The sequence below is a fragment of the Collinsella aerofaciens genome (assembly GCF_040926265.1).
In the GTDB taxonomy this organism is placed as follows: Bacteria; Actinomycetota; Coriobacteriia; order Coriobacteriales; family Coriobacteriaceae; genus Collinsella; species Collinsella aerofaciens_BB.
This window is the reverse complement of sequence record NZ_JBCOIL010000010.1, coordinates 1-17,159: the sequence shown is the minus strand read 5'-3', so window position 1 is coordinate 17,159 and position 17,159 is coordinate 1. Positions and strand designations below refer to the sequence as shown.

Sequence of the window (17,159 nt, the reverse complement as noted above, 5' to 3'; positions counted from 1 at the left end):
ATGGCATCCGACGATAAAACCGAGCGCACTGAGGTGTCCGCTGTGCCGCTGTACCAGCAGGTTATGGACGACCTAAAGGGCGAGATCGCGCGTGGCGTGTACGCATCCGGCTCGCGCATTCCTTCCGAGATGGAGCTCGCGAAGTACTACGGCGTGGGACGCATCACCGTGCGCCGCGCCATCGAGGAGCTGTCGCGCGCGGGGTATCTCAACCGCCAGCAGGGGAGGGGCACGTTCGTGTGCGCGCCCAAGCTCAAGCGCAAGATTGTCCAGAAGGGTGACGTTCAGAGCTTTTCCGAGGGTTGCGCTGCCAACGACATGGTGGCCGGAGCACGCCTGGTGTCGCGCACGGTGGTTGCGGCGACGCGCGAGGATGCGGCGTTTTTTGGGGTGGAACCCGGCTGCGAGCTTATCGTGGTCGAGCGCGTGCGCACGGCCGACGGCATCCCCGTCATGCTCGAGAACAACGCCTTTCTGCTGGCTGACCATCCCTATCTGCAGACACTTGCCGATAAGGACCTCACCGATAACTCGATCTTTGCGCTCGTTGCCGAGCATTCGGGCCGCGCACCGCTCAAGTCCGACCCTTGCACCGTGGAGATTGCGCTTGCCGATGCTCAGGCGGCCCCGCTGTTGGAGGTGCCGGTCGGCGAGCCGCTCTTTTATATGGAGGCGTACTTTACCGATGAGGACGAGCGACCCTTGCTGCTCGGACGCCAAAAGATCGTGGGCTCGCGCTACGTGTTCGACATCTAACGTCCATAGATAGAACAACATAGAACAAGTTTGGTGAAATGACTTCACGAGCGTCGTCGTGCGTGCTATAAATAGGACAACATAGAACGACCGCAGGTACGAGCTGTCGTCGTTCAAAGCCGCCCCACAAGGAGGAGCATCAGCATGAACGCACATGATCTGGTTCAGGAAATCATCGAGCGCAAGGGCAAGATTGAGAACGTCTTTTGGATCGCTTGCGGCGGTTCGATGATCGACCTGATGCCGGCCAACGAGCTGCTCAAGCGCGAGGCCACCACGTTTACCTCGACGGTCTACACGGCGCGCGAGTTTTGCCTGATGGCTCCCAAGAGTCTTGGCGAGAAGTCGCTCGTCGTTGCCTGCAGCCACAGCGGTAACACGCAGGAGGTCGTCGACGGCTGCGAGATGGCGTTGGCTGCCGGCGCCGAGGTCGTCGCCCTCACCGACTGCGAGGGCTCCAAGATTGATAACGGCAAGTGGACCACCTGGGTCTATCCGTGGGGCGAAGGCGTGCCGCAGGCCGAGGTTCCGCAGGGAATCGGCGTCCTGATGGCTGCCGAGCTGCTCGACCAGCAGGAGGGTTACGAGGCGCTCGCCGACATGTACGCCGGCCTTAAGCAGATGGATGCGCTGTTGCCCGCTGCCCGCGAGAAGGTCAACGCCGAGCTGGGCGATCGCTTTGCCGGGCTCTGCCAGCAGCATAAGTTCTTCTATATCCTGGGTTCCGGCCCCAACTTTAGCCAGACCTACGCCATGGCCATCTGCTCGCTCATGGAGATGCAGTGGCAGCACTGCTGCTATATCCACTCCGGCGAGTATTTCCACGGCCCGTTTGAGGCCACCGAGCCCGGCGTGTTCTACTTTGTGCAGCTCGGATCGGGCGAGTGCCGCCCCATGGAGGAGCGCGCGCTCGCGTTCCTCAACACGCACACCGACACGATTATGGTGCTCGACGCGCTCGAGTACGGCGTGGGCGAGGTGCCTGCCAGCGTGCGTTCGTACCTGGAGCCGATCTTCTTCTACAACATGAGCTGCGAGCTGCGCGCCGCCCGCGGCAAGGTGTTTGACCACAGCCCCGAGGTTCGTCGCTACATGGGCATCGAGCAGTACTAGGTACCGGGAAAAGCATTCACCTTCGATTCGCAAGCGAACAGCGTGCGTAAAAAGCGGGCCGCGCCGGGGATTTCCGGCGCGGCCCGCTTGGTATCGCGCTTAGATTCGCAAGGTTGCGGCAGCCAGCGGCCTACTTTGCGTCGTAGGCCTCGGCGTCCCACCAGTCGAGCTGGGCGATGTTGTCGCGGATGTGCTGGCAGCTCTTGTGGAAGCCCTCGAGCTCGTACTCGGACAGGTCGAGCGTGTAGACCTCCTCGACGCCCTCGGCGCCGATCACGCACGGCAGGGATGTGAAGATGCCCTCCTCGCCATACTGGCCGGTCATGAGCGTGGAGGCGGAAAGCACGGCGTTCTCGTTGTGCAGAACGGCGGCGCAGACGCGCGCGGCGGAGTTGGCGACAGCGTACTCGGTGCACTGCTTGCCCTGGTAGGTCACATAGCCGCCCTTGCGCGCGAGCTCCTCGATCTCCATGTGGTCAAAGGCGTACTTGTCGGGGTTCTCGGCCTGAAGCTCGTTGAGGCTCTTGCCGGCGATGGTCGCGGCCTTAAAGGCGGCCAGCTGGCTAAAGCCGTGCTCGCCGATCATGTAGGCGTCGATGGACTTGGGGCTCACGCCGACCTTCTTGGAGATCTCGGTGCGCAGGCGGGCGGAATCCAGGCCGCAGCCCGAGCCGATGATCTTCTTGGGATCGTAGCCGGTCAGGTGCCACAGCTCGGTGCACACGACGTCGCAGGGGTTGGAGATGCTCACGAAGATGCCGTCGAAGCCGGCGTCGACGATGCGCTTGGCAAAGGAGCGGGCGGCGTCGGTGGTAAAGAACAGCTCGCCGTCGCGGTTGCCGGCGGCCAGCGCGACCTTACCGGCGGCGTTGACGATGACATCGCAGCAGGCAAGCTCCTCGTAGTGGTCGTAGCAGTTGACGATCTTGGTGTTGTACGGGACAAACGAAAGGGAGTCGCGCAGGTCCTGGACCTCGGACGTCACCTTGGCCTCGTTGATATCGCACAGGTACAGCTCATCGGCAATGCCCTGCATAAGCAGGCTGTTGGCGACATGTGCTCCTACGTGGCCCTGGCCGACCACACCGATCTTACGCGTCTGGTACATATGAGTATCCTTCCGGCCGAGTTTTTCGCGTCGAACCATTGTAGCGTCCTGCTACCACTTTGCTAGGCTAAAGCGCCGCAGATTTTTGGGACATGCCTTAATCTCTACTTTTGGAGTGATTTGGCCGCTGACGGCATCGCTGGGCGATGTGCTCGCGCGGATGGGGCCGCTCGTTGTACCATAGCTGCAACTGACTCGTAAGGAGCATCCATGCCCATTCGTATTCCCGACGCCCTCCCTGCCGCTGCGCAGCTCGAGAGCGAGAACATCTTTGTCATGACCGAGTACCGCGCGCTGCACCAGGACATCCGTCCGCTGCGCGTGCTCATTCTCAACCTCATGCCCACCAAGATTGCCACCGAGACGCAGATCATGCGCAAGCTCTCCAACACGCCGCTGCAGGTGGAGGTGGACCTGCTGCGCACCAAGACGCACGAGGCCACGCACGTAAGCGCCGGCCACCTGGAGACGTTCTACCGCACGTTCGACGACATCCGCGACATCCACTATGACGGCCTGATCATCACGGGCGCGCCGGTGGAGCAGATGCCGTTCGAAGAGGTCGACTACTGGCCCGAGCTCTGCCAGATTATGGATTGGTCCACCACGCACGTGCACTCTACGCTGCACATTTGTTGGGGCGCACAGGCCGGCCTGTACCATCATTACGGTATCCAGAAGCACGACCTGCCGGCAAAGGCGAGCGGCGTGTTCGAGCATTATCTGGTGAAGCCGCAAAGCCCGCTGGTCCGCGGCTTTGACGACCGTTTCTATGCCGTGCATTCGCGCAACACCGATGTGCGCCGCGAGGACGTGGAGGCCGAGCCGCAGCTCGAGGTCGTGGCCGTGTCTGACGAGGTGGGCCTGTACATCGTCAAGTCGACCGACAGCCGCCGCTTCTTTGTCTTTGGCCATCCCGAGTACGATACCGACACGCTGCGTCTGGAGTACGAGCGTGACGTGAAGCGCGGACTCAACCCCCAGGTGCCGGCGCATTACTTCCCAGGTGACGACCCCACTGCCGAGCCGCGCAACGTCTGGCGCAGCCAGGCTCAGCTGTTCTACACCAACTGGCTCAACTACTACGTCTACCAGACCACGCCCTACGACCTGGCCCGCGCCGGCGAGGAGCACTAGGCCGTCGGGAGGTGCGCCAGCCGTTAGGCGCTGATGATGTGGGGTAGCGGCAGGTCGTGGGCGTCGGTGGGAACGTGGTCGACACGCTGCTCGTCAAAGGCGATGCCGATGATTTGGCATGCGGGCGAGAGCGTGGGCAGGTAGCGGTCATAGCAGCCGCCGCCGTAGCCCAGGCGCGCGCCGGTGCGGTCGAAAGCCACGAGCGGCACGACAACCATGTCGGGCTCGGCGGCGGGCACGATGGGGAAGTGGTCGCTGTCGACGTCCGTGGCTGCGAAGGCCCGCGTGGGGTGGGCGATAAACGGGGCCTCGGATGCATCGCCGGCAGAGACTGCCCGCATGCACATGCGCTGGCCACAAGCCATGGCGTCTGTTGCCGAGAACATGCACGGATAGGCCACGCGCCAGCCGCGCGCGGCGGTCGCAGCGGCAAACGCGGCAGGGTCTGCCTCGGAACCCACCGCGGCATAGACGGCAACGGTGCGCGACACCGCGGCATCCAAGCGATCCGACAGCTCAACCAGCCGCGCACAGATAACGGCAGACTTTGCCGCCCGCACATCCAAATCAAGAGCATCGCGCCGAGCAATCACCGCCCGTCGCAACTCAGCCTTGTCCATCCCGGCCCTCTCTCCCAAACCTACCAAAAAGGGACAGGTTTATTTTGGCAGGCTTTATCTGGGCAAACGCGATAAAGACGGCAAAACCACCACGAAGGTGCTGTCTCCTTTGTGGTGGTTTTGATTGCCGTGCCTTAGCCCAGCAGGTCGACTACGTTAAAGCCGGCGTTGCTCTTGGCGATGACGTCTCGGCTGCCAAAGACGCAGGTGGGCGACTCGGCTGCGATGCGCGTCACATCGGCGCCGAGCGAGCGCAGCTCACCGGGCGTAGCGGCGAGCATCTGGGCGCGGCGCTCCTCGCGTGCATGTGGATCGAGCCCGGCCAGGTAGGTCGTGTTGCGGCGCTTGGTGAGCGCGTACGGCTTCACCGGCGCGTCCATGCCGCTCGCGCAGCTCACGATAAAGCCCTCAAAGGCGGCCTCGTCGGGCTCAAAGCTGCCGAGCCATTCGCCTGCGCGCGCCACGCGCTCAATCGAGGGGTCGATTGCCGGGTCGCGGTAGGTGTAGAACGCCGCCTGACGCTCGCCGGCCGCGCGGAATCCGCAGCCGTACGCACCACCCTTCACGCGGATCTCGTTCCACAGGTAGTCGTAGGAGAGCGCGTTGGCGGCAACCGCCCAAGCGCCCGTCACGTCAATGCCCAGACGACGCGGATCGCACGCACGCGCGGCAAAGCAGATGTCGCTGGGGATCACGAAAGCCTCGTGGCGGTCGCACGGCGCCGGCACCACGAGCGCGTCGCGGCCGGCATCGGCGCCGTCGCCAGCGTCCAGCCCCAGGTCGCCCGCGGCATCCCAGTACGCGTCAAAGTCCTCGTCGCTGCCGGTAAAGCTCGCCATGCAGCCGTCGGCCACAAAGATGCGGCCCGCAAGCTCGGTAAGCTTGGCGCGCAGGCCGTCCAGGCGCTCGTCAAAGTGGTCGAGCAGATCGCGCAGGAACAGATAGAAATCAACGCCCGAAAGCTGCTCGCGCACCACGGCCGAAGGCGAGCTGTAGCTCATCGCGCGACCGAGCGCCGCCGAGTGGCCGTTGTTGATAAAGCCCTGCTCAAGCCCAATGCGAATCTGCGTGAGCACGTCGCGCATGCGGTCGGCGTCGGCGTCCGCCAAAAGCGTGCTCGACCATACCTCGCGCGGCAGACTCGCCAGTGCATCGATCTTCTCGGACAGGGCGCCGGCGCTCACCAGCAGGTAGGGGCGCACGCCGTCTACTTCGGGCTGCGTCATGACTTCGGTCGTAAAGCTCAAAAAGCCGAGCTTGCCGGCGAGCAAGTTATCGAGTTCCTCGGCCGAGTGCTCGCGCGTGGGCAGCTGCTTAAGCAGGCGGCAGAGCAGTGTCACATAGGGCAGGTCCTCAAACGCGACGCAGCTCAGGTCGAAATACTGCATGGCGTAGGCCAGACGGTTGGTGGGGATGCCGTGGCGCAGGCAGGGGATGGGCGCGGTCGTGTCCACGACCAGTGGCGGCTCGGGGCGCGCCTCGCCAATGTCGGACACGCGCAGGCGCGGCAGCGTGGCCTTGGCCTCGGGTGTGTCTTCCGCCTCCTGCGCGGCACGCAGCGCGGCCGTGCGCTCGACCACGTCGGCCAGCTCGGCATCGGTCATGGCATCGCGCTTGGCTGCCAGCTCGGCAGCTTCGGCGCCCTCTGCGCCCTCGGCGGCGTCCACCGGCACCAGCTCGACCAGAGCCATGTGGTCGTTCTCCAGCACGAGCTCGCGCAACAGGTCCTCAAAGTAGCTGCCGTCCAGCTCGCCACGAAGCTCCTCGTACACCGGGCCGTACTTGAGCGCCAGCGTCGCAGCGTCGTCATCGTAGAGCCACGTGCTCAGCGCGTCGCACGCAATGGCCACGCCGTCGGCGATACCGTAGTCGCGCTGGCGCAGGTCGTATTCGTTGCTGCTGATGATGGCTTCCAGACGCTCGCGCGGAACGCCATGTTCGCATAAGTCGCGGCAGGCGTCCTGAAACACGCGGCGCAGCTCGCGCGCCACGCCGGGCTGCGCGTTTTGCAGCATGATGAGCTCGTAGGGCTGCAGGCTCTCGGCCGCCGTGTAGCTCACCACGTTGCCGCCCAGGTCGGCGGACAGAATGGCCTTCTTAACCGGCGCTTCGTTGGAGCCCAGCAGTGCTTCAAACAGGATATCCGCCGCGATCGTGCGTTTGCGGTCGAGCGCGTTGCCCAGCACCAGGCCCAGGCCCACCAGGGCGTTCTCGGGTGTGGTGGCCATCTCGACGCGCTTGTACTCGCAGGTCACGGGCGCCTGCACGCCCAGCGGATTGGGCGCCATCGTGGACGGGTCCTCGCCGGCGGCGACGGCAGCGTCCATGCGGCGGCTCGCGGCACTCGGCTGCGACAGATAGCGCTCGTCCAAAAAGGCCAGGGCGCGGTCCACGTCCAGGTCGCCGTAGAGCGTTATATAAGAGTTGGAAGGATTGTAGTGGCGCGCGTGCGTGTCCAGGAACTGCTCGTAGGTGAGCGCGGGAATCGCGCGCGGGTCGCCACCGCTCTCGTGTGCATAGGCGGTGTCGGGGTAGAGCGCGGCGTTGACGGCGTCGTCCAGCACACTCATGGGGTCGGACAGCGCACCCTTCATCTCGTTGAACACCACGCCGTTATAGCGCAGCGTGCCCTCGCGCAGGCTCGCGGAGCCGCCGTCGCCCTCGCCCTCGACGCTCTCCGGCAGGTCCAGCTCGTAGTGCCAGCCCTCCTGCTCAAAAATGGTCGGCTTGGTATAGATGGCCGGGTTGAACACCGCGTCCAGGTACACGTCCATCAGGTTGTACAGATCCCGCTCGTTGGTGGTGGCAACGGGGTAGATGGTCTTGTCGGGGTAGGTCATGGCGTTGAGAAACGTCTGCATGGAGCTCTTGATCAGGTCGACAAACGGCTCCTTGACGGGGAACTTAGCCGATCCGCACAGCACCGAGTGCTCAAGAATATGGAACACGCCGGTGGAATCGGCCGGCGGCGTCTTAAAGCCAATGGCAAAGGCCTTGTTTTCGTCGTCGCACGCCAGGTACAGCAGGCGAGCGCCCGAGGCGGTGTGGCGCAGCACGTAAGCGTCCGAGTCGAGCTCGGGCACGGTCTCACAGCGCTCGACGGCAAAGCCGTGGCAGGTGGTGCCGGGTACCAGCAGCGCGGCGGCAGCGGCGCGCGGGTCGGTTGAGGTGGTGGGCATATGCAGTCTCCTTTGACGCCCCAGCGGGGGCGAATCGAGTCGAATCCTCGAGAGTATACCCATATGGGGCCGCGGCTCTGCGGCGAACTGAAGACGATGCCGGCGGAATGGGTAAAGGCCCCGCGTGACCGCCGCGCGAGCGTGGAAATTCGGACACACGCCAAACGAGAGTGGATATTCGGACGGACGAGCGAGGATTTCCGGACACCTATCGAACGAGAGTGGATATTTGGACGGAATCTGCCGCAAAAGCCCCAAAAACCGTCCAAATATTCACTCTCGATATCCGACCGTCCGAAAATCCTCGCTCGTCCATCACTCGCGTATCTCTCGTCTCTCATTCGTCTCTAATATGAGAGATGACAGGAAGATGAGAGAAAAATATGAGAGATAACTGAGCAGCAAAGAGGTAGGCAATCATGGTATTGTCTCAATACCGATTGTTCTACCAGCAAAAATATGTATAAATGAAGCAAATGGTAGACATTCCATCTCTATCTATCTCTCTATCTCTAAGCCGAGAGATAGAGAGATAAATGAGAGATAATTACGAGAGATAACTGAGAGACGAGGGAAATCTATCCGCGGCATTCTCCGCAGGACCGAGCGAAAGGACGTGCAGATGAACGAAAACGAGCTGACCGGTCTGCTTGAGTCTTTAAGGCGTATGGGCTCGGATGATCTTAACGTCGAAGTGAAGGAGAGCGCCACGACGCTTTCCCGCGACGTATGGGAAACGGTGAGCGCATTCGCGAACACTGCCGGCGGAATCATCGTGCTCGGAGTGAGTGAGCGCGCAGGTTTTGTCCCGGTTGAGAACTTCGAGACCGAGAAAGTGCTCAACCAATTTGTGTCAGGCATGGGTGATGCGGGCGGTCGAGGAAAGCTGGCCAATCCGCCTAAATACACGATCGAGCGAGTGGAGCTTCAGGGCGTCATCGTTCTCGTCATTACGATTGAGGAGCTCGATCCGTCGAGCAAGCCCTGCTATGTCATAGAGCGGGGCGCCCAGGGCGGCAGCTACAAGCGCATCGATGACAAAGATGTGCCGCTTTCATCGACTGAGGTGCTCGCATTGGCGTCATACGGTCGAGCGACTCCGAGCGATCGCGACGCGGTGGCGGGTGCGGGCGCGGACAATCTCGACGAGACGCTGGTCGACCGTACGATAGATCGGGCTTTCTCGTTGACGCCCCGGGCAATGCGCGGCGCGCCGGACAAACAAACGAAGCTGGAGCGCCTAAATATCCTTGATTCCCAGGGCAATGTCACCAAGGCTGGACTCCTAGTTGTGGGCACCTACCCTCAGCAGTTCTATCCCAAGCTCTTCATTGACGTGGCTGTCCATGCGGGAACTCAGAAGGGCATGGCGGGGTCGCTGAGGTTCATGGACCGCACAATCTGTGAGGGAACGTTGGGCGAAATGATCTCGGATGCCGTCGCAGCCGTCGCCAAGAATTTGCGGCGAACCTCGACCGTCCAAGGCGTCTCGCGTGTCGACTCGCTTGAGATTCCCGAGGAGGTTCTGCGCGAGGCAATCGCCAACGCCGTAATCCATCGAGAATACGGGGATCGGTTCTGTGGACAATCGATTGCCGTCGACGTCTTTGATGATCGTGTCGAGGTGACAAATCCTGGCGGCCTTTACGGGGGAAAGACTCGCGAGAACTTGTTTGACGGCAGCTCCCGATGCCGTAACGCGACGCTTGTGAAGCTCATGTCGATTGTCCCGCTGCCGGATGGCGCAGGTTCGCCGGCTGAGGGCAATGGCTCGGGCATCCCGATGATGATCGATGCCATGCGCGCGCATGGTCTGGCCGGGCCCCTGTTCTGCCCGGGATTCGATCGGTTCAAGGTCGTACTTTACCGTTCAAAGATCGAGCCGGTCGATCATGGCGGGGGCTTAATTGTGACGGCACTCAAACACTACGGCGAGCTGGGGACGCGCGAGCTGGCAGAGCACACAGGGCTCACAATTTCCCAGGTTAGGTCGCGCGTCAACGCGCTCATTGCTCAAGGCGAGCTTGAGCCCACGGCGCCGGCGACGAGCCGCAACCGCAAGTATCGACTGTCGGAGCGCGTGGGATAGATGCGTTAGTGGACGAGGCGACCCAATAATCGACCCTCGATTGGCGTCCATTAAGGTAAAGCGGTTGTTGCCCAGTCGACGGTGATGCTAAAGACTCGGCTTACGCCGGCATGGCCCCGAACCCGTCTATCAGGAACAGCCTAAGAACCAGCTTGATGACATTTCCCGGTTTGACTTCTGCCGCGTCAAAGACGTGGCGCTCGGCGAGCTCGCTGCAGTATGCATAGATGTCGCGGATAAGGTCCGCGCCCGAGAGCGTAAACATGTAGCCTGCGTCCGAAAGCGTATTGGGCGCGGCGGGCAATTTGGTCATGCGACAAAAGGTCAACAGGTCGGGCGCCATAGCGTCCTGGTAGCCAAGATGGCTGCCGTCTTCTTGTGCGACGAGTTCCAGCTGGCGTACTCGATTCAGCGCCGCTGCCAGCACAAAGCTCGGTGTGGGAGCATTGACGTCCTCCGTGCTCGCCACGAGTCTGCCCGCCGCCTGCGTGACAAGCCAAGCGACCTCGCGCTGGCAACGCACGGCCTTGCGCGTAACCGGCTTGATGGACGAAGAAGAAACGCTTCCCTTAGGCGGATTCGAAACAGCCACAAGAACCTCCCATGAACGACCCGGCCCAACAAGCCCGGATGAAACACGTGCTACATCAGTATACAGGGAAGTGGGGTAGCGGGGTACAAGCGCGCCAGCGGCAAACCGGGAGCATCAACGATGTGCCGATCGCGGAATGAGATCTCGTAATAATTGACTCTCGGCCATATTATTGAGGGGCATGACTCGCGTTCGTATGGTTGTAGGTGCTGGCGATGAACGACATTGACCTTGCTGTTCCGTTGATGGATGGACCAAGCTATGACCGCGCCTGCAGTCTCGTGCCTTCCGAATACGTTGAGGCATGGGAGTGGTTTCTGGATGAGGAACAGCGCGGCGGCGTTTGGACCAGCCTTCCGCACCACACCAAGGAAGATAGCCCTCAGTATCAGTATCGTTTGAGAATTGGCTCGGACTTCTTTCCCGTAACGCGGGATTCAGGGATCTTCTGGCCGGGCCAGGATCGGGTGAAGCAAGATCCCAATAAGATCTTTGCGCTTTCGGTCCATAACTCTAAAAAGAGCTTCTACACCGATGTGCCTCCGCTCTATTTGGACGATGGTACGTGGGTCATTAAGTACTCGGTTCAAGCGCCGGGTACCGTTGGTTTTCGAGACCAGAATTACAACCGTAAAATGCTCAACTGCATGGAATGTGGCGTTCCGGTCGGAGTCATATTTGCAACCGAGGTGGGCTATAAGGTGCTCGGCCTTGCGTTTGTTGAGCGGTTCGAGCCCGAAAACGGATGGTTTGTTCTGCACGGTCCTGTTCATAAAGGCGGACCGGACCCTCGTTTTGCACCCGACATGAGTTATCTGAAGCACATGCCCGTCGATATTGAGTTTGCCGGACAGGGTGCGACCGACGACGAAAAGGTCCGCTATGCGTTAAGGCGCGAGCGATTGGGGCAGCAATGGTTCCGCAAGCAGCTCGTTGCCGCCTATGACGGACGTTGCGCGGTGTCGGACTGCGGCGTCAGCGAAGCTCTGGAGGCTGCACATATCGAGAATTACTCGGGACCCAAATCGCAGGTTGCCAGCAATGGCATTCTACTTCGGCGCGATCTTCATTCCCTATTTGATGCTCACCTGATTTCGTTTGAGCCTGTTTGCGGCGAATATCGGCTGTGCGGATCGTACCTGCTGGATAAGACCGGCTACGCTTCTTTTGCGGGTGCGACGCTAAGGCAGCCGAATGAGCGTCAGTGGCGACCCAATACGGTGTTTCTTGAGGCCCATCGCATTGAGTTCGATCGCTCGGAAAAGAAGCGTGAAAAGGCGGGGCTTCTGCCGTATTAGCGTATTTGGCTTTGGCATTCTTTGACGATCGTGTTGTTTGATCGGATCGCGTGGCGATGCAATCTCGCGCCCGCCCGCCGGTGCATGCTCTTCCTGTTTTGTATAGCGAGAGGGGAGCGTGTATGAGCTGGCGAGGCGATATTGCGATGGGGAAGTACGGAAAACTGCCGTGTGCCCTTATAGACAACAATATGTTTCCGAGCGTAGAGGTTGATTGCGGGTCGTTTGTCGTCACCTGCCCTTGCTGCGGCTTGCAAATACCGTGTCTCGACATTCGGTTCATCGATGCGCGCGACAGACTCAGCGACGAAGTGAGAAAACGGACAGGCGTTCATATGCCGGTGTATCCGGAGAAATGCCCTGTTTGTGGCCTCGATATCGTGTATGACGCCGGCGACGAGGGATAGGTGATGCGGAGGAGCTGGCTGTGAAGGCTTCTCCGTCTCTACAAATAAATCCCCTCACCGAGTTGCCTGTGGAACTCGGCGTGATGGTCGCGTGCCCAGGTAAAGAGCGCCTGGTCAAAGTCGGTACGCGCGGCCGGGACGCCAAAGACGCCGGCAACTTCGACGCGCACAAACTCCAGTGCCGGCAGCTTGTTGATGGCAGTGAGGGCAAATGGGGACGAGGGCTCCTCGAACAGATAGCGGCTGCCTTGCAGCGCGTCGCAACTGGTGCACGTGTTGCCGAGCGACGGGGCTTTGGAGGCTCGCGCGCCTACGGGCTTGTAGCCGCAGCGCTTATGAAGGTAGTCGCGGATCTCGCCTGGCACGCAGCCAAGAGCGGGCACGATGGCGAGCGCGTTGGCGTTGGCCGTGTCGATGGCAATGTGCCCGGCTTCGTTGGGCGCGTGCGCGATGACGATGCTCTCGTCGTTATCGGCTCGATAGGGAATGCCGAAGGCCGCGACCGAGGTCTCTTTGTGACACTTCCAGCACTCGCGCTTGCCCAGTACTAGATATATATACGGCGCTGAGGGGTCGGATCGGTCAACACCGGGCAGCCACTCGGCAAAGGGTTCGGGGTTGACGCCGCTGGGTACATACCAGATCTTCTTGGTCCGGTCCCATTTGGCGCCCAGCGCCTTGGCTTCTTCTTTGTGCGAAAAGGGGACATCGAGCTCGGTGCGCATGGCGGCTCCTTGGTGCTGCAGGTGCAAGTGGCTCAAGGATACCGCAGGGCACAGACATCGCGGCGTTTTGCTGAGAAGTTGCGGTGCGGACTGATTGGTTATGCCGATGGATAGATCGGCAAGTAGATGGTCGGCTTTTGGCTAGTTGGGCGGTTGGAACTGCCGGCGGATTTAGCGACATAAAACAAAACAGCCCAGAGGGCATAGCCTCTGAGCTGCGAACATTTGGTGGGCGTTAGAAGATTTGAACTTCTGACCTCTTCCGTGTCAGGGAAGCGCTCTCCCCCTGAGCTAAACGCCCGATCAAGGGTGCGCAAGCGCGCAAGGGATAATATAACGGAGCCTGAACTCGGTGGCAAGAACATTTTTAAAAATCGCTTACATTGTGGAATTCGGGGGCTTTGTCATATCCATCTCAAAAGTGCCTGCTGCCGCGATTTGGCTGTCGCATAATGCAAGGCCATTGCGGTATCGAGCTATGGAAAGACGCTTGCGGAATTGTCCTACCGATATGCGGACAAGCCTCCAGCTGGTGACTTCGCCGTGGTAAGGTAAGCCGAATTGTTTCCAGGCTGTTTCGGGGGAGTGGAATGAGCAAAGAGTGTGTCGAGCAGGTCGAAGGCGCAGGGGCTTCGGTGCCGATGACCGATATATCGAACATTGATGTGCCCGAGGGCACCGACGAGCTCAGCCGTAGCACCCGCCGCGCCTGGCGCGAGCGCCTTAACGATGCGTCGTCGCGCAAGATGATCACGGGCGTCTTGGCTACGCTGGTGGGCGGTTCGTTTTGGGGCTTCTCGGGCACCAGCGCGAGCTTTCTGTTCGATACCTACCACGTCGACACCTTGTGGCTTATGAGCGTGCGTCAGATTCTCGCCGGTCTACTCTTTATGGCCGTGGTTGTTACGCGCGACCGCGAGCGCCTGGTCAAGCTTTGGACGACGCCCGCCGATCGCAAGCAGCTGCTGCTCTTTACCGCCTTTGGCCTGCTGTTCAACCAGTTTTGCTATCTTTCGGCCGTGCGCCTGACGAACGCCGGAACCGCGACGGTGCTCCAGTGCCTGCAGCTCGTTATCATCATGGGCTACGCCTGCGTGACCGATCGCCGTATGCCGCGTACTCGCGAAGTCATCGGCATTGGCCTGGCTCTGGGTGGAACCTTTTTAATCGCCACCGGCGGCGACCCCACCAGCCTGAATATCTCGCCGCTTGGCCTGGCAGCAGGTCTTATGTGTGCGGTCAGCGCCGCGTGTATGGCGGTGATTCCCGCCAAGATCCTGCCCGAATACGGCAGCCCCATCGTCACGGGCTCGGCAATGCTCACGGCGGGCGTGGTCTCGTGCGTCTTCGTGCAGCCCTGGGCGCATATGCCGGCGCTCGACGCTGCCGGCATCGAGGCGCTCGCGGTGTTCGTGGTTATCGGCTCGTTTTTTGCTTACATGCTTTATATGCAGGGCGTTAAGGACATCGGCTCGGTGCGCGCGAGCCTCATCGGAACTGTGGAGCCGGTTTCGGCGACCATCACCAGCGCCGTTATGCTGGGCACGGTGTTTTTGCCGACCGACCTTATCGGCTTTGCCATGATCATCGTGATGATGTTCCTCACGGTGTAGTTGACGCCGCCGCCAAGACAGAAAAGGTGTTGTGCCGCATTTTCGCCAATTGATGTCCGTGTCTGGAGTTTAGCTGTCGATGCTCAAAATGCCATAAACTAGTAACGTTATGGACTTTTTCATTGCGACTCAATTGCGAGGATTTCTTTATGGCTGGTAATCACTTTAAGGGCAGCGATAGCGGCCGTCCTGCAGTTCCGCCGCGTCCGAACGGGGCTGGTAAGGCCGGCACGCCGGGCGACGCTGGACAGGGCGGCTCCGGTAAGCGCGTGTCCCCGGGCGAGACGGCGATGTTTACCGCTCTGTACGAGCAGTCTCAAAAGGCAAAAAAGACCGGCCGTGCAAGAGGGAATGTCTTTGCGGGCGGTGCAACCTCCGCGTCGCAGCCGAGCGGGGCTCCTTCGGTACCTGCGAACAACGCAGGTGCTGCCAACGCCGCGAATGCCGCCGGCAACGTTAATGCCGGCAAGGCCGACAACAATACTCCCTCTGCCGGTGGCGCGGGGCTTACGGGTAACCTTGGCACGATCTACACCGGCGCCTCCGAGACTGGCACGTTCGCCCGCCTGGATGATAGCGGTGCCGAGTTTGCGGGCTCGGGTTCCAAGGAAGATTATTACGATTTTGGCTTGAACTACGGTAGCGACGCTTCGTCGAGTTCGACCTCTGACGGTCTGGTCCGTCATCGCCATCGCAAGGGCGAGCGCAAAAAGCGTCACACCGGCGCCATTATTGCCGCTGTAGTCGCGGTGCTTCTCGTTGCGCTTGGCGCAAGCGGCTTTATGCTGCTTAACTCGGCAAAGACCGTAAAGAGCGAAGCGAAGGAGGCTGTCGAGATCGTCGGTGGCCTTAAGGACAAGGTCACGTCGGGCGATTTTTCGACGCTGCCTGACGACGCGAAGAAGATCGATGAGCTCTGTAACAGCATGAAGGCGAAGACCTCGAGCCCGCTGTGGGCGGCGGCTTCGTTTATCCCGGTGTATGGCAGCGATATCAATGCGGCCCGCACCATGATTGACGCCCTGTCCGATGTCTCGAGCAATGCGCTGGTTCCCATGGCCGACAACCTCTCGCAGGCTACGCCCGGCAAGCTGTTCCAGGACGGCATGATTAACGTGTCCGCGCTACAGGCGGTCGCCGATTCGCTTTCCAATAGCTCGAAGGTGTTCAAGAGCGCCAACGAGAAGGTCCAGGGCATTGGCGATACTCATATTTCCCAGGTGACCGAGCTGGTCGATAAGGCCAAGGACGGCTTTGCCACCCTCAACGGCGCGGTTGACGCGGCGGAGAAGGTCGCCCCCGTCCTTCCCCAGATGCTCGGCGCCAACGGCCAGACGCGCAACTACCTTATGTACGCCATGAACAACGTCGAGATTCGTGCCTGCGGCGGCTTTGGCGGTTCGCAGGGCCTGATTTCGGTCACCGACGGTCAGATGTCGATTGGCGAGTTTGTTCCCCGCATTGGACTCAGCGAGGATGAGGCGGTCGAGAGCGTCGACGAAGAGGATGAGGCGCTGTTCGGCAACCACAGCAACCTGTACAACTCGGGCAATACCTATTCGCCTGATTGGCCCCGCAACTCGCAGCGTGTCGCCGCGCTGTGGAAGTCCCAGTATGGACAGGACGTTGATGGCGTCATCGGTATCGACCCGGTGTTCCTGCAGTATCTGCTGGGCCTGGTCGGTAACGTGTCACTGCCCGACGGAACGGTTGTCGACGGCACCAACGCCGCAAAGGTCCTCATGCACGATGTGTACTGGAACTATCCGGTCGAGGAGTCGGACGGCATCTTTGCATCCGTCGCCAGCGCTGCCTTCGACAAGATCCTTGGCGGTATCGGCGATGTCGATGTTACGAAGCTTGTCAGCGCCGTTGAGCGCGGTGCCGAAGAGGGCCGCCTGATCGCGTGGATGAGAAACGATGATGAGCAGAATGCCATCAAAGAGACGGGCATTGACGCTTCGCTGCCCGATCCGGATGATCCGAGTGCCGATCCCGTTGCCGGCGTTTACTTTAACAACCTGAGCTTCTCCAAGCTCGACTGGTATCTGAACGCCGACACTCAGATTGGTCAGGGCGTGAAGAACGGCGACGGCACGTGCTCCTATCGCATCACCGTTACCCTGACGAACATCATGACGCAGGAGGAGGCTGGCAAGCTGCCCGACTACGTTGCGGCGAGCGCACCCGATGCCGCGCGTGACGACGAGCGTCTGAATGTCTCGTTGTTTGCCCCGACGGGCGGCAACATTACTGATCTGACCGTCGAGGGCACCCAGTTTGGTCTTGGCGCCGCTACGTGGCATGGAATCCCCTTCTATTCGGGCACCGTTGACCTGCATGCTGGCGAGACGACGACGATCACGTATACGCTGACCACGTCGGCCGAGGCGGGGGACAAGCCGCTTACGCTGCGTCAGACTCCTACATGCCAGGCGGCTCGCGGGTTGATTTCCGATCTCAGCCGAACACATTGAGCTGATGGCTCGCTCCCGCAGTTAGCCGAACGCCCCCGCGGCCCC

12 protein-coding genes and 1 tRNA gene are annotated in these 17,159 nt (G+C 60.9%); 7 read left to right on the top strand and 6 right to left on the bottom strand.

Features of this window, described 5'->3' with window-relative positions:
- Together AB5767_RS04345 and AB5767_RS04340 are read left to right on the top strand one after the other, a co-directional pair.
- On the top strand, positions 1-756 hold the full coding sequence (locus tag AB5767_RS04345; protein WP_368131893.1) for a GntR family transcriptional regulator: 756 nt from the start codon (positions 1-3) through the stop codon (positions 754-756).
- Between the two features lie 144 nt (positions 757-900).
- The gene (locus AB5767_RS04340) at positions 901-1,869 is read left to right on the top strand and encodes an SIS domain-containing protein (protein WP_368131892.1); all 969 of its coding nucleotides are present in this window, start codon (positions 901-903) and stop codon (positions 1,867-1,869) included.
- Positions 1,870-1,999: 130 nt separating this feature from the next.
- Here AB5767_RS04340 and AB5767_RS04335 read toward each other — a convergent pair whose 3' ends face one another.
- Positions 2,000-2,977 (bottom strand): L-lactate dehydrogenase, encoded by a 978-nt coding sequence (locus AB5767_RS04335; protein ID WP_368131891.1) that lies wholly within the window; start codon positions 2,975-2,977, stop codon positions 2,000-2,002.
- Positions 2,978-3,187: 210 nt separating this feature from the next.
- Between AB5767_RS04335 and metA the strand changes: the two genes are divergently transcribed.
- Entirely contained in the window at positions 3,188-4,114 is a 927-nt protein-coding gene (metA, locus tag AB5767_RS04330) for a homoserine O-acetyltransferase MetA (RefSeq protein WP_117716974.1), read from the top strand.
- A 23-nt stretch (positions 4,115-4,137) separates the two neighbouring features.
- On the opposite strand, the gene AB5767_RS04325 is transcribed toward metA, so the two are convergent.
- Together AB5767_RS04325 and AB5767_RS04320 are read right to left on the bottom strand one after the other, a co-directional pair.
- Positions 4,138-4,734: a 5-formyltetrahydrofolate cyclo-ligase gene (locus AB5767_RS04325; RefSeq protein ID WP_368131890.1), complete on the bottom strand. Its 597-nt coding sequence runs from the start codon at positions 4,732-4,734 to the stop codon at positions 4,138-4,140.
- A 134-nt stretch (positions 4,735-4,868) separates the two neighbouring features.
- Positions 4,869-7,913 (bottom strand): insulinase family protein, encoded by a 3,045-nt coding sequence (locus AB5767_RS04320; protein ID WP_368131889.1) that lies wholly within the window; start codon positions 7,911-7,913, stop codon positions 4,869-4,871.
- A 622-nt stretch (positions 7,914-8,535) separates the two neighbouring features.
- Here AB5767_RS04320 and AB5767_RS04315 point away from each other — a divergent pair.
- Positions 8,536-10,002, top strand: a complete 1,467-nt coding sequence (locus AB5767_RS04315) for an ATP-binding protein (RefSeq protein WP_368131888.1) — start codon at positions 8,536-8,538, stop codon at positions 10,000-10,002.
- Between the two features lie 100 nt (positions 10,003-10,102).
- Here the strand turns inward: AB5767_RS04315 and AB5767_RS04310 are convergent, their stop codons facing one another.
- Positions 10,103-10,594, bottom strand: a complete 492-nt coding sequence (locus AB5767_RS04310; protein WP_346964794.1) for a hypothetical protein — start codon at positions 10,592-10,594, stop codon at positions 10,103-10,105.
- A gap of 215 nt (positions 10,595-10,809) precedes the next feature.
- On the opposite strand from AB5767_RS04310, the gene AB5767_RS04305 reads away from it, so the two are divergent.
- Positions 10,810-11,892, top strand: coding sequence for an HNH endonuclease (locus AB5767_RS04305; RefSeq protein WP_195621152.1), 1,083 nt, complete (start codon positions 10,810-10,812; stop codon positions 11,890-11,892).
- Between the two features lie 445 nt (positions 11,893-12,337).
- On the opposite strand, the gene AB5767_RS04300 is transcribed toward AB5767_RS04305, so the two are convergent.
- The gene (locus AB5767_RS04300; protein WP_217750359.1) at positions 12,338-13,024 is read right to left on the bottom strand and encodes a DUF5710 domain-containing protein; all 687 of its coding nucleotides are present in this window, start codon (positions 13,022-13,024) and stop codon (positions 12,338-12,340) included.
- Positions 13,025-13,250: 226 nt separating this feature from the next.
- Positions 13,251-13,325, bottom strand: a tRNA-Val gene (locus AB5767_RS04295).
- Positions 13,326-13,614: 289 nt separating this feature from the next.
- Here AB5767_RS04295 and AB5767_RS04290 point away from each other — a divergent pair.
- Together AB5767_RS04290 and AB5767_RS04285 are read left to right on the top strand one after the other, a co-directional pair.
- Complete coding sequence (locus AB5767_RS04290) at positions 13,615-14,637, top strand: DMT family transporter (RefSeq protein ID WP_368131887.1); 1,023 nt, start codon at positions 13,615-13,617, stop codon at positions 14,635-14,637.
- A gap of 149 nt (positions 14,638-14,786) precedes the next feature.
- Positions 14,787-17,114, top strand: a complete 2,328-nt coding sequence (locus AB5767_RS04285; protein WP_368131886.1) for a DUF4012 domain-containing protein — start codon at positions 14,787-14,789, stop codon at positions 17,112-17,114.
- Positions 17,115-17,159: the final 45 nt, after the last annotated feature.